The 17,911-nt window shown below is 41.0% G+C and carries 20 protein-coding genes and 1 riboswitch; of the genes, 6 read left to right on the top strand and 14 right to left on the bottom strand.

The window, feature by feature from the left end:
* Positions 1 to 70: 70 nt before the first annotated feature.
* The 5 genes from L5B76_RS00775 to folP all read right to left on the bottom strand — a co-directional run bounded on the left by L5B76_RS00775 (position 71) and on the right by folP (position 3,989).
* Entirely contained in the window at positions 71 to 400 is a 330-nt protein-coding gene (locus L5B76_RS00775) for a TusE/DsrC/DsvC family sulfur relay protein (RefSeq protein WP_265753859.1), read from the bottom strand.
* 80 nt (positions 401 to 480) lie between these two features.
* Positions 481 to 1,143 carry a Bax inhibitor-1/YccA family protein gene (locus L5B76_RS00770; protein ID WP_103852869.1) on the bottom strand — a complete coding sequence of 221 codons (663 nt, stop codon included), beginning with the start codon at positions 1,141 to 1,143 and terminating at the stop codon, positions 481 to 483.
* A gap of 69 nt (positions 1,144 to 1,212) precedes the next feature.
* Positions 1,213 to 1,683 carry a phosphohistidine phosphatase SixA gene (sixA, locus tag L5B76_RS00765; protein ID WP_265753858.1) on the bottom strand — a complete coding sequence of 157 codons (471 nt, stop codon included), beginning with the start codon at positions 1,681 to 1,683 and terminating at the stop codon, positions 1,213 to 1,215.
* Between the two features lie 92 nt (positions 1,684 to 1,775).
* Positions 1,776 to 3,110, bottom strand: coding sequence for a phosphoglucosamine mutase (gene glmM / locus L5B76_RS00760; protein ID WP_265753857.1), 1,335 nt, complete (start codon positions 3,108 to 3,110; stop codon positions 1,776 to 1,778).
* A 54-nt stretch (positions 3,111 to 3,164) separates the two neighbouring features.
* Positions 3,165 to 3,989 (bottom strand): dihydropteroate synthase, encoded by an 825-nt coding sequence (gene folP / locus L5B76_RS00755; protein WP_265753856.1) that lies wholly within the window; start codon positions 3,987 to 3,989, stop codon positions 3,165 to 3,167.
* 118 nt (positions 3,990 to 4,107) lie between these two features.
* Between folP and L5B76_RS00750 the strand changes: the two genes are divergently transcribed.
* The 4 genes from L5B76_RS00750 to yccS all read left to right on the top strand — a co-directional run bounded on the left by L5B76_RS00750 (position 4,108) and on the right by yccS (position 8,651).
* The gene (locus L5B76_RS00750) at positions 4,108 to 4,959 is read left to right on the top strand and encodes an RsiV family protein (protein ID WP_265753855.1); all 852 of its coding nucleotides are present in this window, start codon (positions 4,108 to 4,110) and stop codon (positions 4,957 to 4,959) included.
* Between the two features lie 320 nt (positions 4,960 to 5,279).
* Entirely contained in the window at positions 5,280 to 5,939 is a 660-nt protein-coding gene (locus L5B76_RS00745) for a curli polymerization inhibitor CsgI-related protein (protein ID WP_115249611.1), read from the top strand.
* A 62-nt stretch (positions 5,940 to 6,001) separates the two neighbouring features.
* A complete protein-coding gene (mgsA, locus tag L5B76_RS00740) occupies positions 6,002 to 6,460 on the top strand; it encodes a methylglyoxal synthase (RefSeq protein ID WP_115249610.1) in 459 nt (152 codons plus the stop codon).
* A 37-nt stretch (positions 6,461 to 6,497) separates the two neighbouring features.
* Complete coding sequence (yccS, locus tag L5B76_RS00735; protein ID WP_265755499.1) at positions 6,498 to 8,651, top strand: YccS family putative transporter; 2,154 nt, start codon at positions 6,498 to 6,500, stop codon at positions 8,649 to 8,651.
* Positions 8,652 to 8,731: 80 nt separating this feature from the next.
* On the opposite strand, the gene L5B76_RS00730 is transcribed toward yccS, so the two are convergent.
* The 5 genes from L5B76_RS00730 to moaA form a co-directional block, all read right to left on the bottom strand.
* Positions 8,732 to 9,316 carry a tetratricopeptide repeat protein gene (locus tag L5B76_RS00730; RefSeq protein WP_115249609.1) on the bottom strand — a complete coding sequence of 195 codons (585 nt, stop codon included), beginning with the start codon at positions 9,314 to 9,316 and terminating at the stop codon, positions 8,732 to 8,734.
* Positions 9,317 to 9,438: 122 nt separating this feature from the next.
* A complete protein-coding gene (moaE, locus tag L5B76_RS00725) occupies positions 9,439 to 9,897 on the bottom strand; it encodes a molybdopterin synthase catalytic subunit MoaE (protein WP_194751947.1) in 459 nt (152 codons plus the stop codon).
* A 1-nt stretch (position 9,898) separates the two neighbouring features.
* On the bottom strand, positions 9,899 to 10,144 hold the full coding sequence (gene moaD / locus L5B76_RS00720; protein WP_265753854.1) for a molybdopterin synthase sulfur carrier subunit: 246 nt from the start codon (positions 10,142 to 10,144) through the stop codon (positions 9,899 to 9,901).
* Positions 10,137 to 10,625 (bottom strand): cyclic pyranopterin monophosphate synthase MoaC, encoded by a 489-nt coding sequence (moaC, locus tag L5B76_RS00715; RefSeq protein WP_265753853.1) that lies wholly within the window; start codon positions 10,623 to 10,625, stop codon positions 10,137 to 10,139. Before moaC ends, moaD begins: the two co-directional genes overlap by 8 nt.
* A gap of 13 nt (positions 10,626 to 10,638) precedes the next feature.
* The gene (gene moaA, locus L5B76_RS00710; RefSeq protein ID WP_265753852.1) at positions 10,639 to 11,664 is read right to left on the bottom strand and encodes a GTP 3',8-cyclase MoaA; all 1,026 of its coding nucleotides are present in this window, start codon (positions 11,662 to 11,664) and stop codon (positions 10,639 to 10,641) included.
* Positions 11,653 to 11,800, bottom strand: a riboswitch (molybdenum cofactor riboswitch). (Overlaps the previous gene by 12 nt.)
* Before the next feature lie 203 nt (positions 11,801 to 12,003).
* On the opposite strand from moaA, the gene L5B76_RS00705 reads away from it, so the two are divergent.
* Positions 12,004 to 12,939, top strand: a complete 936-nt coding sequence (locus L5B76_RS00705; protein WP_103855729.1) for a gluconeogenesis factor YvcK family protein — start codon at positions 12,004 to 12,006, stop codon at positions 12,937 to 12,939.
* 54 nt (positions 12,940 to 12,993) lie between these two features.
* On the opposite strand, the gene folE is transcribed toward L5B76_RS00705, so the two are convergent.
* Together folE and L5B76_RS00695 are read right to left on the bottom strand one after the other, a co-directional pair.
* On the bottom strand, positions 12,994 to 13,650 hold the full coding sequence (gene folE / locus L5B76_RS00700) for a GTP cyclohydrolase I FolE (protein ID WP_115249604.1): 657 nt from the start codon (positions 13,648 to 13,650) through the stop codon (positions 12,994 to 12,996).
* A gap of 90 nt (positions 13,651 to 13,740) precedes the next feature.
* Positions 13,741 to 14,715 (bottom strand): oxidoreductase, encoded by a 975-nt coding sequence (locus L5B76_RS00695; RefSeq protein WP_265753851.1) that lies wholly within the window; start codon positions 14,713 to 14,715, stop codon positions 13,741 to 13,743.
* Between the two features lie 73 nt (positions 14,716 to 14,788).
* Between L5B76_RS00695 and ybaK the strand changes: the two genes are divergently transcribed.
* Positions 14,789 to 15,271, top strand: coding sequence for a Cys-tRNA(Pro) deacylase (gene ybaK / locus L5B76_RS00690; RefSeq protein ID WP_265753850.1), 483 nt, complete (start codon positions 14,789 to 14,791; stop codon positions 15,269 to 15,271).
* 91 nt (positions 15,272 to 15,362) lie between these two features.
* On the opposite strand, the gene fabA is transcribed toward ybaK, so the two are convergent.
* Both fabA and L5B76_RS00680 read right to left on the bottom strand, forming a co-directional pair.
* Positions 15,363 to 15,896: a bifunctional 3-hydroxydecanoyl-ACP dehydratase/trans-2-decenoyl-ACP isomerase gene (gene fabA, locus L5B76_RS00685; protein WP_265753849.1), complete on the bottom strand. Its 534-nt coding sequence runs from the start codon at positions 15,894 to 15,896 to the stop codon at positions 15,363 to 15,365.
* A 239-nt stretch (positions 15,897 to 16,135) separates the two neighbouring features.
* Complete coding sequence (locus L5B76_RS00680; protein ID WP_265753848.1) at positions 16,136 to 17,899, bottom strand: Lon protease family protein; 1,764 nt, start codon at positions 17,897 to 17,899, stop codon at positions 16,136 to 16,138.
* Positions 17,900 to 17,911 lie beyond the last annotated feature (12 nt).

Genomic DNA, 17,911 nt, shown 5'->3' with positions numbered 1-17,911 from the left:
CCCTTAAAATGAATGGTTTTTCTTATTATAAAGCGTAATTTTGAACAAGTAAATGCGAATGGTTCTCAAATTACAGGCATTTTGCTGGCTTTGGCAGTCCAGCCAATTTTGTCGCCTGCTTGGCTGGCCCTTCTGGGAATAAACGTTGTAAATAACGGCTGTTACCCTTATCTTCACCTAATTTTTGGGCCATTGCTTTCACCAACATTCTGATCGCCGGCGAAGTGTTGTATTCCTGATAAAAATCACGCACAAAATGAATCACTTCCCAATGAGCTTCGGTTAAGCTCAGCCCTTCTTTTTCTGCAATAGCCTGTGCTACTTCGGGCGTCCATTGTGTTAAATCCAACAAATAGCCTTCGTTATCGGTTTCAATAATCGTATCGTTAATATTGAGCATTGTTGTTTCCTTATTCATCTTTTTAATTATACAAAAACGCCCCTAAAAAGGGGCGCTGAATTTACCAATTAAAGCAATAATTAATCATTGCGTAAAATACCAAGCAAGTTTAATAAACTCACAAAGATATTATAAATAGACACATAAAGGCTTACTGTGGCGCGAATATAGTTAGTTTCGCCGCCGTGAATGATGCTGCTGGTTTGATATAAAATGCCCATACTAGAGAACACGATAAATAATGAGCTTAACGCCACATAGAATGCAGGCATTTTAAAGAAGAAGCTGGCGATCATTCCTACCACAAGCACGATAAACAAGGTAAACATCATACCTGAAAGGAATGACATATCTTTTTTCGTGCTGAGGACATAGAAAGAACAGGCAAAGAATACTGCTGCCGTGCCGCCAAGGGCAAGAGCGATTAAATCACCTAAACCTGCGCCAATATACATATTTAATACTGGCCCTAAAGAATAGCCGATAAAACCGGTTAATGCGAAAGTGGAAAGAATTCCCCACGCACTGTTTTCTAAGGCGCTATTTAAAAATAACAAGCCATAAAAGCCCACCAATAACACACCAAAATGTAATGGGGCAACATTTAATGTCATTGCCACATAAGCAACAACCGCAGAAAAAGTTAAGGTTAATGCCAATAAGAAATAAGTGTTGCGTAACACTTTGTTTGTGGCCAGCACCGATTCTTGACGGCTGTCTTCAACGATTAAACGAGATTGCATAAATGCTCCTTTATTTAAATAACAATCAATGACATAAGGTAAAGGTTAGATAGAAAAATGTCAATTATTTTACCTAAGAGGTGATTGAGCTTGTACCACTTTGTTATGGGTTATGTTGTCATCAGTTTCAATTTCAACAATAACTGCAGGATAAAAATTTGCAGGATTTCGACCGCACAATTCGCGCACAATATCACCTACCAAAGGTAAATGAGAAATAATCAGCAAGCTTTCTACCCCATCTTGCGCCAAAACCGTCAAATAATCTCGCACCAAACCTGCATCGCCATAAGGCGTGATGCCGTCCCAGGTTTCTAACTTCGTTTGTAGTTGATTTTGGAACGCTAAATTAACTTGTTCAAAGGTTTGTTGCGCACGCAGATAAGGGCTGACCAGCACTTTATCAAATTCGGCATTAATAGAATGTAACCATTGCCCTTGCTGATAAGATTGCTGTTTACCATTTTCTGTGAGCGGTCTTGCACTGTCTGATGGGGCGATGGTCTGCGCCTCGCCGTGTCGCATTACAAAAATTTTCATATCACTACTCTATTTTTAATGAAAAGCACCGAATTAATGGGAAGAAAAGAAGCGAAAAACTCGCTTCTTTTACACCGCACTTTTCAATTTATTTAGTTTGCACGCACCGCTTCAGCGATTTCTTCTGCACATTGTTGTGCAAGCGCACCGTCTTCGCATTCCACCATTACACGAATTAACGGCTCGGTGCCTGATTTTCTTAATAAAATACGCCCTTTGCCAGCTAAGCGTTTTTCCACTTCTGCAGCTACGGCTTTCACTTGTTCGCTTTCTAATGGATTGCTGCCGCCTGCGAAACGAACATTAATTAACACTTGTGGAAATAATTGCACCGCACTGGCTAATTCATTAAGGGATAAGCGATGTTCTACCATTGCCGCTAACACCGCAAGGGAAGCGATAATGCCGTCCCCTGTGGTATTTTTATCAGCAATAATGATATGCCCTGAGTTTTCACCGCCAAGCTGCCAGCCATTTTCTTGCATTTTTTCTAACACATAACGATCGCCCACATTAGCACGCACGAACGGAATCGCTAATTCTTTTAAGGCAAGTTCAAGGCGCATATTACTCATTAATGTGCCAACCACGCCGCCTTTTAATTTGCCTGCACGCAAGGCTTCACGGGCGATGATAAATAAAGCTTGGTCGCCGTCCACTTTATTACCAAGGTGATCCACTAAGATTAAGCGGTCGCCATCGCCGTCATAAGCTAAACCAATATCGGCTTTGGTTTCTAACACTTTGTCTTGTAAGGCTTTAATGTCGGTCGCACCGCATTTTTCATTGATGTTCATTCCATTTGGCTGCGTGCCAATTTCGATCACTTCTGCGCCTAATTCACGCATTACATTCGGGGCAATATGGTAGGTTGCGCCGTTCGCACAGTCCACCACAATTTTGTAATTTTCTAGGCTTAAATGAGCTGGGAAGGTGCTTTTACAAAATTCAATATAACGCCCTGCCGCATCGTTAATACGGCTAGCACGCCCAAGTTGTGCGGATTCCACACAATCCATTGGCTGTTCTAACATTGCTTCAATGGCTTCTTCCACATCATCAGGTAGTTTCGTACCTTGCGTGGAGAAAAATTTGATTCCGTTATCGTAATAAGGGTTATGAGAAGCAGAAATCACAATGCCCGCTTCCGCTCGGAAAGTGCGGGTTAAATAGGCAATGGCAGGGGTTGGCATTGGCCCAGTAAAGGCGGCTGAAAGCCCTGCTGCGGCTAAACCTGCCTCAAGGGCAGATTCCAACATATAACCCGAAATGCGGGTATCTTTACCAATTAATACCGTACCATAACCCTGTGTTGCTAGCACCTTTCCTGCTGCCCAACCGAGTTTAAGGACGAAATCAGGGGTAATTGGTGAAGTGCCTACTTTTCCACGCACACCATCAGTGCCGAAATATTTGCGTTCTGCCATTTGTATTCCTTTTTTATGTTTTATCGTTAAAAATCATTACGTTGATTGACGTTATTATGCCATTTGCGTGGCTTGCCAAATTTTTAATGCGTCAGCGGTGGACGCAACATCGTGTACACGCACAATTTTCGCACCATTTATCACCGCAATTAATGCGGCGGCAACACTGCCCACAATACGTTCATCAACAGGTTTATCTAACACGGCGCCAATCATTGATTTACGCGAGATGCCTGCCAATACAGGATAATCTTGGGTAAATTTTGCTAGCTGTTGCAATAATTGATAATTATGTTGCACGGTTTTACCAAAGCCAAAACCCAGATCCCAAATAATATTTTCCTTTTTCATTCCCGCTGCTAAACAAAGTGCGGTGCGATTTTCGAGAAAATTTAGCACCTCTTGCACCACATTTTCATAATGAGGATTTTGTTGCATTGTGCGTGGCTGCCCTTGCATATGCATTATGCAGGTGGGCAAGGCTAATTGCACGGCGGTTTGTAGCGCATTGGGTTCAGTTAAAGCACGAATATCATTAATGAAATCCATTCCAACTTTGGCACTTTCCGCCATTACTTGCGCCTTAGAAGTATCCACGGAAATCCAACAATCGAAGCGTTTTCTCACAGCTTCCACCATTGGCACAACGCGATCTAATTCTTGCTCAAGGCTGACTTCTTCTGCCATTGGGCGCGTGGATTCACCGCCAATGTCGATAATGGAAGCCCCTTCATTAAGCATTTTTTCCACTTGGAATAAGGCTTTATCACGGTCAAAAAACAAACCGCTATCCGAAAAAGAATCTGGCGTGAAATTTAAAATCCCCATAATTTGGGGTTGAGCTAGGGAAAGGGTTTTATTATTGGCTTGTAACTTCATAATCTTTTGTTTTGCATCAAAGTGCGGTCAATTATAGCGAAATATTTGTGCAAACAAAATATAAAACTTGGTATATAATTCCGCTGTTTCAATCTAATTTTTGGATAAGGAACCGAAAATGAAAAAAACACTTCTTCCCTTGCTCATTGTTGCCGCATTTGGACTTTCTGCCTGTAATGAGCAAAACAAAAACGCGGAAAAACCGCAAGTTCAAGCTAGCGAAAAAATCTCGCAAAATTTTCCCGCACTTCGTGTAGAAGATACCCCTATTTTTAATAAGCACGAAACCTTGCCACTTGAGCTAGAAAGTGGTGATAAAATTGACGCTCAGATCACCACCTTTGTGAATGTGCCAGAAACGCAAGTGCCGTGGCTTAATCAACTTTTAATCGCGAATCAATATGAAGATGGTTTAAGTTATTTTAAATTGAATTATACACAGCCTGCCAACGCTGACATTAAACCTAAAGCCAGTCCGTCTAAGCAGGATTTAGAACAGCTTTTTGCAAAAATTCATCAAGAAGGAATACAAAGCATAAAGGCAGATGGAAATTGGGGCGCTGAATTTGCGGTACATCTGAGTTATGTTGGGCAAAAGAATAATTGGGTGGTATTCCGTAAAGATATTTACACTTATTCAGGTGGCGCGCACGGGCTGCAAGTAGGCCGTTATCTCAATATTGATGTGGAAAAACAGGCAGTTCTTTCACTAGATGATTTGATTGATAAAAAAGATCAGCCTGCACTCTCCGAAATATTATGGAAAATTTATACCGCACTTCCTGAAAATCAAGGAGATATTTATGCCGATAAAGCGGATTTCTATATTTCACCCGAATTCTACTTCGATCAAAATGGCTTAAATTTTGTCTATCCGCCTTATGCGTTGTTTCCTTATGCCTATGGCGAAACCACGCTCACCTTGCCTTGGTATAGTGATGAGATGAAATTAATCAAAGTAGACTGGTAAAAATTGAAGATAAAAAGAAAGCGCCTCTTCTGAGGCGCTACTCGGAAAGCAAAATATGACAAACTGGCTATTTCGATAGCACTTATTATGTCTTGCAAAATACTATATCTTAATCCTACCCGCAAATAGGTAAATGCAAATTTGTGAGGCAGTTCACGATTTATTTCCATATTTTGTAAAAATTCTCTTTATTTCATAAAGATAACAAAAATAATTGAGCAAATTTGCAATTTTTTATTTTCATTTTGAGTAAATTAGCATAGCATATCACCATATATTTAATTGCATTAAATTACGCATAACCACTTTAAGGAGTAACTATGAAATTTCGTGTTGTTGCACTCGCTGCTACGGCGTTATTTGCTAGTACAGCAAGTTTTGCTGGGGTAGTAACTAGCTCATCAAATGTTGATTTTCTTGCGATTGACGGGCAAAAAGCCAATAAATCCTTGTTAAAATCGAATAATTCATTCCAAGTGAATGACACCCAGCCTCACCAAGTTGTGGTGCGTGTAAGTGAAGTGGTTCGTGTTGGTGGTTCTGACCGCACTTTATTTGAATCAACACCAATTATTGTTACTTTCCAAGGTACGTCTGAAGATTTAGTTATCTCCGCACCGCATATTGAAACAGAAAGAGAAGCCAATGCTTATAACGAATCTCCAAGCATTAGTTTAAAAACAGTATCAGGCAAAAATGTTCCATTCAAACAAGATCAATTAAAAGGCGAAGGTTTTTTACCTGGTTTGAATTTAATTGATAATCTTTCTGAATATAATGCTTCTGGTGCGGTTGCGTCTGTGGCTTCTTTTGCGACAACCGCAATGCCTGCAGCAATTCCTGCGGCAGCAAAAGCACAAAAAGGCAAAATTACCGTACAAGGTGAAAATGTGGTGGAACAACAATTACAATATTGGTTCCAACAAGCTGACAAAGAAACGCAAGCACGTTTCTTGAACTGGGCGAAAAAACAAAAATAATCGCGAATGATTGATTAAGAAAAAGTGGGCTTTATGCTCACTTTTTGCTATCTGGAGGAAAAATGCAAAATACTACTCGCCAGCTTGCAGAAAGCAAACATATTGCCTTGGTTGCTCACGATCACTGTAAACAAGATTTAATAAATTGGTGTAAAAAGCACCGCACTTTACTTTCTGCCCATACGCTTTATGGCACTGGCACAACGGGCAATTTAATCCAAGCGGAAACCGATTTACCCATCACTCCATTATTAAGTGGCCCAATGGGCGGCGATCAACAACTTGGTGCATTAATTGCGGAACAAAAAATTGATGTGCTGATTTTCTTTTGGGATCCAATGAATGCTGTGCCACACGATCCTGATGTCAAAGCCTTAATGCGTATTGCTACGGTGTGGAATATTCCTGTTGCGATGAATATGGCCAGTGCGGATTTTCTGGTGCAAAGTCAATTATTTAATCAAAAGGTGGAAATTCGCGTACCAGATTATGCCAATTATTTAAAAGAGCGGTTAAAATAACTCAGATTTTTACGCAATTTAAGGTATAAAAATGACAATCAATAACTGGCTGAATGCTAAAGTTATCGCCACCATTCCTGTTTTTATTGCTGTCAATATTGCGGCTTTTTCCGTGTGGTTATTGGATATTTCGCAGCAAAGTATGCCGTTGGTACTCGGCATTATCGCGGGCGGTCTGGCAGATTTAGATAACCGCTTAACTGGGCGGTTAAAAAATATTTTTTATACCCTACTGGCCTTTTCGGTGTCCACCCTTAGCGTACAGCTCACGCTCGGCAATGGCATTGCGTTCACTCTGTTAATGACGGTCATCACTTTCATTTTTACGATGATTGGCGCAGTGGGACAACGTTACAACACCATTTCTTTTGGCACACTGGTGGTTGCCCTTTACACCACCCTCACCTATCAGCCTGAAACCCTGTGGTATCTCAATTCCCTATTAATTTTATTAGGCACATTACTATATAGCATTACCGCAATTGTGGTTTATCTGTTTTTTCCCAACCGCCCCGTGCAAGATGCAGTAGCGAAATCTTTTGTGGCGTTGGCGGAATATTTAGAAGCAAAATCCTTGTTTTTTGATCCTGATGATATTGATCAACTAGAAAGCAAGCAAATTACCCTTGCAATGAAAAATAGTCAGCTGATTAATGCTTTTAATGCGTGCCGCACTGCTCTGTTTTATCGTATTCGTGGACAATATCGCCACACTCGCACCACGCAAATGATCAACTATTATTTTGCGGCGCAAGATATTCACGAACGCGCCAATTCCAGTTATTTTGATTATCAAGTTTTAACTCAGCAACTTAAAAATACGGATTTAATTTTCCGTATCCAACGCCTTTTAGAATTACAGGCGCAGGCTTGTCGTGATTTTGCGCAAAGTCTGCAGCAAAACACCCATTACAGTTACAATGCGCGCTTAGAACGAGCCATCACTGGGGTAAATCAATCCTTTGAACACTATGCGCAAACTCATCAAGATGATACGCAAAACACGGCGATCAAAACCTTAATTAATAATTTACAAGGGGTGGATTGGCAATTACGCCATTTAGGGCAAACACCTGAATCTTCTGAAACACATCATCGTTGGGTCAAAATTCACGATGACAGCGATGTAAAAGGTTTCAAAAACATTTGGCTCACTATTCGTAGCCATTTAAGTTTTGATTCACAGCTTTTCCGCCACGCCGTAAGGCTTTCTATTGTGGTTTTTGTATGCTGTACCATCGTAGAATTTTTACAGCTTTCGCGCGGTTATTGGATTTTGCTCACCGCGGTTTTTGTGTGCCAGCCGAATTATGCCGCCACTAAATTACGTTTAAAACAGCGTATTATCGGCACCATTTTAGGGGTGATTATTGGTTCATTATTGCCTTATGCACAGCCTACTCTGGAATTACAAATGGGCTTGGTGGTTGCCACTAGTACCTTGTTCTTCTTTTTCCGCAGTAATAATTACAGCTTTTCCACTTTTTTCATCACCTTACAGGTGCTAATTAGCTTTAATATTATCGGGATTGATATTCACTCGGCCCTTTATTCACGCTTAATTGATACCTTGGCTGGCTCATTTATTGCGTGGGTTGCCGTGTCTTATTTGTGGCCAGATTGGAAATATTTACAGCTCAACAAAGTGATTCATCAAGCCATTCAAAGTGACGGCAAATATTTGTTGTATATCATCAGCCAGTTACAATTTGGCAAATGCGATAGCTTGCAATATCGCATCGCACGGCGAAAAGCGCACGAATATGCCACCGCACTTAGCGCCACGATGTCAAATATGAACAGTGATCCAGAAAAATATAAAGATCACTTACAAGAAGGCTTTGAAATGCTAAAACTGAATTATTCCTTGTTAAGCTACATTTCCGCTCTTGGCGCATACCGCAAGCACATTAAGCAAATTCAGCAAAATATTGATTTTATGGCAGAATATTATCCCATTGCGAAGAAGTTGATTTATGCCTTAGAGCATATTGAATCCTTATCTCAGCCTGTATTTGACAAGCTACAAGAAAATATTCATCAATCCTTACAACAGCTCAATGAGCAACAAGGGGAAAGGCTAAGCCAATCTGAAGTGGGAATTCCTATTCAACAGTTGAATATGATCAGCCAAATTCTCCCGCATATTTATGTGATTTTTCATAATCAAAAAGCGCTTGGAGAACATTAATTCACAAAACATTAAGAAACAAAAAAGCAAGGCATTAAACCTTGCTTTTCATTTATCTATTAGAATTGAGAAAATTCGGATTATTTAACCCCTTTCTCATTTAAGATTCGATACAAATCGCAGCCGTTTTGGTTGCCATTATCACAACCTTTCCCAGCTAAATCTTTTGCCAAAGAAAGATCGGCGGTAACCCCTTTGCCTAACGCATACATTGTACCTAGGTTGGTTTGCGCCATTGCATAATTCTGATCAGCAGCTTTTTTATACCATTTTATTGCTTCTGCGTAATCTTGTTTAACACCTTGCCCATTTTCATACATCAAAGCTAAATTATATTGCGCATCAGCATATCCCTGTTCAGCAGCTTTTTTATACCAGTTAATGGCTAAGCTAAAATCCTGTCTTACGCCTTGCCCATTGAGATACATTTGCCCCAAATTATATTGCGAAGTCGGATTTCCACGCTCAGCTAGCGGTTTGAATAATTTGAATGCAGAATGGTAGTTCCCTTGTCTGTAGGCTTGCGTTGCTTGCTGAAACTGCTGTTCTAATTGCTGCGCAGTTACCTTATTATTAGCTTTATTATCGGCGTAGGTAAATGACGAAGTTGCCGTTATAGAAAGAGAAAACATCGCTGCAAGAATCACTTTTTGCTTGAGTTTCATTGGTTATTCCTTAATTTTAACAAAATCAATGTAATGCACTGATTACACAAAATGATGGCTAAAATAAACTAAAAAAGCAGGAAAATAAAGCAAAATCACTGTTGAATTGAAAAACAATGCGCTTAAATATCCCATCTTTCTAAAGCCTGTTGATCACTTTCTCGATGTTCGATCCAACGCTCGCCCTTTTCTGTTTGTTCTTTTTTCCAAAACGGCGCTTTGCTTTTGAGAAAATCCATAATAAATTCATTGGCTTGATAAGCTTCACCACGATGAGGAGAACTCACTGCGACTAGCACAATTTCATCGCCTGTATGCAGTAAGCCCACGCGGTGAATTACCGCAACGCGTAATAAGTTCCAACGGGTACAGGCTTCATCAACAATTTCACGCAAAGCTTTTTCTGTCATCGCAGGATAATGCTCTAAAAATAAACTGGATACGCTATCGCCCAAATTCATTTCGCGCACTTTACCCACAAAAACCACCGCAGCTCCGACACTATTTGGCGCTGAAACCCAACGATAAACCGCATTTTGATCAAAATTGGCAGTTTGTACCGCAATTTGAATTTCTGCCATTTTAGCCCCCTGTAACAGGTGGGAAAAAGGCAATTTCATCGCCATTTTGCACCGCACTTTCAAGGCTAGCCAATGTTTGATTAATGGCAACCAAAAGCTTTTCTTTATCTAACGCCAATGCCCATTTCTCCCCTTTGGCGCTCAAATGTTGGCGTAGTGCTTCTGCATTGCCAAATTGACCCGAGATTTCAATTTCATCAACCCCAATCAGCTCTCGCGTTTGGGCAAAAAATAATACTTTAATCATTCTGTTTTCCTGCTAAAAAATGGCCTGATTTTCCACCGCACTTTTCTAAAAGGCGAATATGCTCAATCACAATATCTTTTTGTACCGCCTTGCACATATCATAAATCGTTAAGGCAGCCACGCTTGCGGCAGTAAGCGCTTCCATTTCCACGCCCGTTTTGCCTTTTAATTTGCATAGGCTTTCAATCCGTACTTGATTGCTTTCAGGCAGGGCTGTTAAGGATACTTCCACTTTTGAAAGCAATAATGGGTGGCATAAGGGAATTAAATCCCAAGTGCGTTTTGCCGCCTGAATGCCCGCAATACGCGCTGTGGCAAACACATCGCCTTTGTGGTGTTGCCCTGATAAAATCATTTGTAAGGTGGATTGTGACATTGTAACCAGCGCTTCTGCTCTTGCTTCACGCACAGTTTCTTGTTTACCCGAAACGTCCACCATATTGGCTTCGCCATTATTATTAATATGAGTAAATGTGGTCATTATAATTCCTTGATTAACCGCCAATGCTGGCAAGATGATTACGCACGCCGCTATCACCATTATGTAAAAAGTGATGTTCTCGCTTACCCTGTAACGCAGAGAAAATACGCGATTCTAAAAGAGATTGCTGATTATCCGCTTGTAACAAATCACGCAATTCGATACCTTCTTCACCAAACAAACAAAGATGAAGTTTTCCTTTGGCAGAAACTCGCAGACGATTACAACTGGCGCAGAAGTTTTTTTCATAAGGCATAATTAAGCCAATTTCACCTTGATAATCTGGGTGTTTAAACACTTTAGCTGGGCCGTCTAAATAACCGCGCTGTTGCAATTGCCAGCCTGAAGCCAGTAATTTTTCTGCTAAAATTTGCCCTGATAGATGATAACGCTGGAAAAACTGATCCATTTCGCCTGTCTGCATTAACTCAATAAAACGCATTTGAATTGGACGAGCTTTTATCCAATCTAAAAAGCCCGCAAATTCCTGATCATTGAGATTTTTCATCAGCACCGCATTGACTTTAACTTTCTGATACCCCACTTCAAAGGCACGATCAATACCCTGCATAATTTCCGCAAACTTATCCACGCCCGTAATACGCTGGAACATCTTCGCATCAAGGCTATCCACGCTCACATTAACAGACGTAATCCCCGCTTGTTTCCACGCGGCAATGTCTTTCGCCATACGATAACCATTGGTGGTCAAGGCTATTTGCTTAATGCCTTCAATTTGCTGAATATTTTCGACAATAGAAAGAAAATCCTTGCGCAAGGTTGGCTCGCCACCCGTGATACGAATTTTTTCCGTACCAAGATGGGCAAAAGCACGCACTAAGCGGATAATTTCACTTTGGGTAAGAAAGCTCGGTTTATTGGCTTCTGGCTGATAACCATTGGGTAAACAATAGTTACAACGGAAATTGCACATATCCGTAATGGACAGTCGCAAATAATAATATTGGCGGGCAAACCCATCAATAAGACGCGTTTCCCCCACCTGTTTTACAGGAATTTGTATAGGAATGCTTTGCATTAGACACCTTTCTAAAATGGAGAGGATAAGCCGTTTCCAGCGTATCCCTGAGCAATACAAAATGCATTGCTGGCATTGCCACCGTATTTTGCAATCAACAAAACGTAGGTGAACAAGCTCGGAGTTATGCGAAAATTTTCCCTATTCTAAGGGCTTAACAACAATTTAGCCATACCTAGAATGGGATCTATATCAAAAAAATGCCATATTTTACTTATAAATCAATTGTATAAAATGCTATATAACGAAAATTCACAAAATTTCTACCGCACTTTTAAACAAATTTGTTTATACTTACCCCTAATTCTCTTATAACGCTCACATTTTAAAGGAAAAACAATGAGTGATTTAACACCGCACAGTCGGCACGAAAATTTAGATAAGATAAATCACATTGTAGCTATTGGCGGCGGACACGGACTTGGCCGCGTGATGTCTGCACTCAGTTTTATGAAAGAACGCTTAACGGGCATTGTTACCACCACTGACAACGGTAGTTCCACAGGCAGAATTCGGAAACAACAAGGTGGCATTGCGTGGGGCGATTTACGCAATTGTCTTAACCAAATTATCACTGAACCTAGCACCGCCTCTGCACTGTTTGAATACCGTTTTTCCGCCAATAGTGGAGAACTCGCGGGGCATAATCTTGGCAATTTAATGCTAAAAGCCTTAGAAAATATGCAAATTCGCCCCACCGAAGGGGTGAACTTAATCCGTGATTTATTGCGCGTAAAATCTTTTATTGTACCGATGTCAGAAAGTGCGGTGCATCTTGCTGCTTCCTTGCCTTCTGGCTCTAGCGTGGTAGGTGAAGTGGAAATTGATGAGCTGAGCGAACTGCCTAACTCTATTTTCCTTGTTCCCCTTGTCAGCGCCACGCCTGAAGCTATTTGCGCTATTCAACAAGCTGAAGTGATCCTATTTGGCCCGGGCAGTTTTCTCACCAGCATAATGCCGCCGATTTTGCTCCCTGAAATTATCGAAGCATTAAAAAACAGCCAAGCGAAGAAGATTTTCATCGACAATCTTGGGGTTGAACATAGCCCGTCCGCAGCGCTTTCTTTACAAGATCGAATAAATTGGATTAACGAAACTGTCGGGAAAAAGATTATTGACGGCGCTATCGTACAAAACGGTTTAATGCCAGAAAATAGCGATCCGCAGTTAAAAATCATCGCCAGACGTCTGCGTGCTGACGACATCAGCTATCGCCACGATCGTACCTTATTGTGTAAAGCGATTGATGATTTGATTGAAGAGCTGGATAAGTAAATAAAAATAGGGCTAAATTCAGCCCTATTTTTTTCATATAACCTATTGATTAGATTATTTATTTATAAGTGTTAAAAACTCTTTTCTGGTTTCACGATCATCAAGAAACACCCCACCAAACGCAGAGGTTACCGTGTAACTATTTGTATCTTTAATTCCGCGGCATTTCACACAAAAATGGGTGGCTTTTACATAAACCGCCACATCTTCTGTTTCTAAAATCGTTTGGAAAGCCAATAAAATCTGTTCAGTTAAGCGCTCTTGCACCTGCGGACGTTGGGCAAAAAACGCTACCACACGATTGATTTTTGATAACCCAATCACCCATTTTTTCGGATAATAAGCCACGGAAACCATTCCATCGATAGTTACAAAATGATGCTCGCAAGTGCTGGTTAAAGTCACATCATTCACTAACACCATTTCACTCACTTTCATTCGATTTTCAATGTTAGTGATTTTCGGGAAGTTGGCATAATCTAGCCCACTAAAAATTTCATCAACGAACATTTTCGCCAAACGAACTGGCGTTTCCTCAAGGCTATCATCACGCAAATCCAGACCGATCAACTTCATCACTTCACGCATATGCTGCTCAATGCCTTCACGGCGTTGTGATTTTGTCAGTTGCGTATCCACCATTGGGGTTTCAATCCCTTTACTCACCAATGCCTGACGGACTTTCTCCGCCTCTGGGGAAATCTTGTTCATTCACTACTCTCCAAATTTCAAATTGGGCTATTCTATCAGAAAACAATGCCAATCTAACAAATAAAAACGCTACAAACATTTAACAGAAAATCAATAACCTGATTGATACACCAATTCGGCTAATTTCACTGCCATTAAGGCGAGGTTAAAGCGTTGTTCGTCTGCCACTGACCAAAATTCGATGCCATTTTCCACCGCACTTTCTAGTTGATTAAGGTTGCTGATGTGCAGTTTGACTTCGCTTTCACCGTTTTCATTTTCGCCATTAATTACAGGGGTAATTTGGCTTTCTGGGTTATATTCAATCAAGCTATTTTGTTGCCACATTTCTGCTACGGATTCACTTGCCACATCATAATCAAAAAAGGCGCTAACTTGTTGGGCAAGGCCGTAAAATACAGGAACTTGAATTTGGTGGAACACCACATTATCAAGCTGTGGGAAAATTTTCTGCACTTGCGCGCTCAAATTCGCACTTTTTACAGGAAAAACATCAAAGGCTAGGCGCTGAACATTTTCATCTAAAGGGATACCATTTAATAGTTGTGCGGTTTGCCCTGCAAGTTGCGCCACTTTTTCATCGCCCATATAAGAAGCAGGCAGAAGCGAGCTGACAACCACTTGTTTTAATGGGTAATTTTGCAAAATTTCACTCAATGGCAGAATACTTTGGGTTACTTGCGGATTAGGTAAAGAAACAATGTTACGTTGTCGCAACTCCACTAATTGTGCGTCATTAACCGTTGGGATCACCAGTGGTACATCAGGTAAACTGGCACAAAGCCCGAATAGGTCAATCACCACGCAGCCTGCTTCTGCGGCTTTCGCTAAATGGCTAGCCGCGGACACTTCACCTGCGAAAAACACATAATTGAAAGTTGCCCAATCCACTTCATCTGGCACAATTTGCTCCACCGCTTTATTATTAAAACGAATGCCTTGTTCTTCGTTAAATGGGAAAATTTCCACCACGGATAGCTGGTCTATTTCTAGCTGGCTTTGTTCTAAACACTCAGCCAGTTTTTCGGCTAATTCAAATTCTGCGGCAATGGCGATCTTTAACATTTTTTCTCCCTTGATTGTAATAATCAGCGTAAAATAAGCGTTATATTTTACCGAATTCTGACAGGAAAAGAAAATGACACCAGCCATTGATTTATTAAAAAAGCATAAAATCCCTTTTGTGCTTCATCATTACGATCACGATCCAAACAATACCCATTTTGGCGATGAAGCCGCAGAAAAATTAGGTATTCCGCCTGAGCAATCGTTCAAAACTTTGCTTGTGGCGGAAAATGGCGATCAGAAAAAGCTCGCTTGCTTTGTGCTTCCTACGGCAAATATGCTGAATTTAAAGAAAGCAGCGAAAGCCATTGGCGTAAAAAAAGTGGAAATGGCAGACAAAGATGCCGCACAAAAAAGTTCGGGTTATTTAGTGGGGGGAATTAGTCCTTTAGGACAAAAAAGAAAACTGAAAACGGTGATTGCTCAATCGGCCTTAAATTTTTCACAAATTTATGTTTCGGGTGGTAAACGCGGTTTAAGTGTGGAACTTGCACCGCAAGATTTAGCTGATGTATTGCAAGCCAGTTTTGCGGATATTGTGGACGATATTGAATAAACAATCAAAATAAAAAAGGCTCAAGCGCAAAAGGGTAACGCCTGAGCCAATAAGGGAATTGGTTCCAATTAATTCCACAAAAATATCATCATTAAAACGCAGAAGTATCTTGGAATAAGCCGACTTTAAGATCGTTAGCGGTATAAATTACGCGTCCGTCCACTTCAACTTCACCGTCTGCTAAGCCCATCACTAATTTGCGGTTTACCACACGTTTCATATTAATGCGGTAAATCACTTTTTTCGCTGTTGGCAAAATTTGCCCAGTGAATTTCACTTCGCCAACGCCTAAGGCTCTGCCCTTTCCTTTGCCGCCGATCCAGCCAAGATAGAAACCGACAAGTTGCCACATTGCATCTAGCCCTAAACAACCCGGCATAACAGGATCGCCAATAAAATGGCAACCAAAGAAAGGGAGATCTGGGCGAATATCTAATTCCGCTTCAATATAACCTTTCTCAAAATTGCCACCTGTTTCATTCATTTCCACAATGCGATCCATCATCAACATTGTTGGTGCGGGGAGCTGTGGGCCTTGTTCGCCAAATAATTCACCACGTCCTGATGCCAATAAATCCTCATAGCTGTAGCTACTTTTTTTATTTGGTGTACAACTGTCCATCATTTTTGTTTCCTTCTATGTATAAAATACGCAACGTATCAATTTATTCCGCATAATATCAGGATTAGAAGAAAATAGATATAGCTAACACTTGTTCGCTCAACTTGTCCGATCAGTGAGTAAATTATTTAATTTTGAGAAATAAAAAAGGCGAACATCACTGCTCGCCTAAATAAAATTTAGAAAATCTCACCGCACTTTTAAGATGATCAAAGTCTGACACAAAGTGCGGTGTAAAAAATTTAACTTTTTCGCCCCAATAACCAATGCCAAAAACCGCTTTTTTGTTGTTCCGAATGGGCATTTAAACGTTCGCTGATCAGCTCGCTCAATGGCTGATTTTGTTCGTTGTAAATGCTATCTTCCTCAACTAACAAATGGCGTTTAAACAGTATTTCACAGGCTTGGAACACATCATCTACCGCCCAAATGGAAAATTGCTGATTTTTCACCGCACTTATCACCGCTTCCGATAAACTCAGCTGATTTAATACTGCAGAAGGCACGATCACCCCTTGCTTACCTGTTAACCCCCGCTTTTCACAAATGGCAAAAAAGCCTTCAATTTTTTGATTCACGCCACCTACGGAATGCACCAGCCCAAATTGGTCAATTGCCCCTGTAATGGCGATGGATTGTGGCAACGGCTGCAATGCCAAGGCACTGGCCAGCACGCAGAAACACGCAAGCGAAGCACTGTCGCCATCAATTTCGCTATAAGATTGCTCGAAAACAATAGATGCGGAAAACGGCAGTTGAGTAGGCAAATCTAAAATATTCGCTAGACACACCTCAGCAATCATTGTGCCTTTGCTGTGAATATTGCCTGCCAGCTCATTTTTACGTTCTACATCAATCACTTCCCCTTCACCAAGCTGAACAATACAGCTTATCCGTGAAGGCTCTCCAAAGGAAACTGGGCTGCCTGGGTATTCGATCACTGAAAGCCCATTAATTTGCCCCACCGCTTCGCCTTCGGTTGCCACATAAATTTGTTCGTGCAGAATATCCGCATAAGTTTGTTGTTGCAAAAAGCCCTGCTGTTGGTGTTTGGCTTGAAAATATTGCTCAAATTGCACCGCACTTAATTCATTGCATTGCGCTAACGTGCGCGTGTTACTCAATATCTCTTTTAGCTTTAACGGCGAAATATTAATACAATGGCGATCCTCACTTTCTCGTACCAAAAGCTGATAGAGTCGATTCATTCCGTCCGTGGTGAGCTGAATACCAAGCTGTTTCGCATAAGATTGCACATAACCTTGCCATTGCTGTTGCGTTTGCTCGTTATCAAGGGAAAAATAGCTTTCAATTTCGCCGTAATCGGCAAGCTGATAAAGGCTTTCGTCTAATTCTTCTAATAACGCCAATTGCGTGCGATCCCCCAATAAAATCACTTTTAATGCCAGATCGTAACTGGGAATATCGCAAGGCAGCGGTTTATAAGGATGTAACGATTGCCAATGGAAATGCTGTTCACTCAAAAGCTGTTTTAAGCGTTCCCACAAGCCCACCTGCGTTAATAAAGGCTCAACACTTAAAATCAGCACGCCACCGTTTAACTGATGCACCAAGCCACTTTGTAACGCAATCTGTTGGCCGTTTGAACGGACATTACCGAATAATCGTTGTTGATCATAATAGATCGCACTCGCCACTTGTTTTTTCGCGGCAAAATTATCTTCCACGCTGGTCGCATTTTGCAACGTAATTTTAGGCAATGTTTGCTCAGAACCTTGCTCAATATGATAATGCACGCCTTTTAAAGACAAAGGTTGTGGCTGGAACTGGCTGATAAATTTTTCCAGCAGCACCGCATATTCCCCTTGCTGATCGGCTTTTAGCACTAATAAAGTGCGGTCAGAATTTTGCAAGAATTGCGAAACGCTCCCACGGGCGCGCGATTGTAGGTCAAAAAAATCAATAGATTGCGAAAAATCTGTTTGCCCTGCTAACTCAGGACGCAAATTCTGCCAAGATAAAACTTGATTAAATAACGCAGGCAAAGTGTGTGGCTC

The organism is Avibacterium sp. 21-594, from assembly GCF_026226815.1.
GTDB classification, from domain to species: Bacteria; Pseudomonadota; Gammaproteobacteria; order Enterobacterales; family Pasteurellaceae; genus Avibacterium; species Avibacterium avium.
Note: the sequence above shows the minus strand (reverse complement) of the source record. Positions and strands in the feature narration are given on the sequence as shown.

Excerpts from the sequence above, each read along its gene's own strand:
- mgsA (WP_115249610.1), top strand. The coding sequence starts at position 6,002 with ATGCAAAATACTACTCGCCAGCTTGCAGAAAGCAAACATATTGCCTTG.
- moaE (WP_194751947.1), bottom strand. The coding sequence starts at position 9,897 with ATGGCAGAAATTCAAATTGCGGTACAAACTGCCAATTTTGATCAAAAT.
- L5B76_RS00730 (WP_115249609.1), bottom strand. The coding sequence starts at position 9,316 with ATGAAACTCAAGCAAAAAGTGATTCTTGCAGCGATGTTTTCTCTTTCT.
- ybaK (WP_265753850.1), top strand. The coding sequence starts at position 14,789 with ATGACACCAGCCATTGATTTATTAAAAAAGCATAAAATCCCTTTTGTG.
- L5B76_RS00750 (WP_265753855.1), top strand. The coding sequence starts at position 4,108 with ATGAAAAAAACACTTCTTCCCTTGCTCATTGTTGCCGCATTTGGACTT.
- L5B76_RS00695 (WP_265753851.1), bottom strand. The coding sequence starts at position 14,715 with ATGTTAAAGATCGCCATTGCCGCAGAATTTGAATTAGCCGAAAAACTG.
- L5B76_RS00770 (WP_103852869.1), bottom strand. The coding sequence starts at position 1,143 with ATGCAATCTCGTTTAATCGTTGAAGACAGCCGTCAAGAATCGGTGCTG.
- L5B76_RS00775 (WP_265753859.1), bottom strand. The coding sequence starts at position 400 with ATGCTCAATATTAACGATACGATTATTGAAACCGATAACGAAGGCTAT.
- L5B76_RS00705 (WP_103855729.1), top strand. The coding sequence starts at position 12,004 with ATGAGTGATTTAACACCGCACAGTCGGCACGAAAATTTAGATAAGATA.
- sixA (WP_265753858.1), bottom strand. The coding sequence starts at position 1,683 with ATGAAAATTTTTGTAATGCGACACGGCGAGGCGCAGACCATCGCCCCA.
- fabA (WP_265753849.1), bottom strand. The coding sequence starts at position 15,896 with ATGATGGACAGTTGTACACCAAATAAAAAAAGTAGCTACAGCTATGAG.
- folE (WP_115249604.1), bottom strand. The coding sequence starts at position 13,650 with ATGAACAAGATTTCCCCAGAGGCGGAGAAAGTCCGTCAGGCATTGGTG.
- glmM (WP_265753857.1), bottom strand. The coding sequence starts at position 3,110 with ATGGCAGAACGCAAATATTTCGGCACTGATGGTGTGCGTGGAAAAGTA.
- moaC (WP_265753853.1), bottom strand. The coding sequence starts at position 10,625 with ATGACCACATTTACTCATATTAATAATAATGGCGAAGCCAATATGGTG.
- folP (WP_265753856.1), bottom strand. The coding sequence starts at position 3,989 with ATGAAGTTACAAGCCAATAATAAAACCCTTTCCCTAGCTCAACCCCAA.
- moaD (WP_265753854.1), bottom strand. The coding sequence starts at position 10,144 with ATGATTAAAGTATTATTTTTTGCCCAAACGCGAGAGCTGATTGGGGTT.
- moaA (WP_265753852.1), bottom strand. The coding sequence starts at position 11,664 with ATGCAAAGCATTCCTATACAAATTCCTGTAAAACAGGTGGGGGAAACG.
- L5B76_RS00745 (WP_115249611.1), top strand. The coding sequence starts at position 5,280 with ATGAAATTTCGTGTTGTTGCACTCGCTGCTACGGCGTTATTTGCTAGT.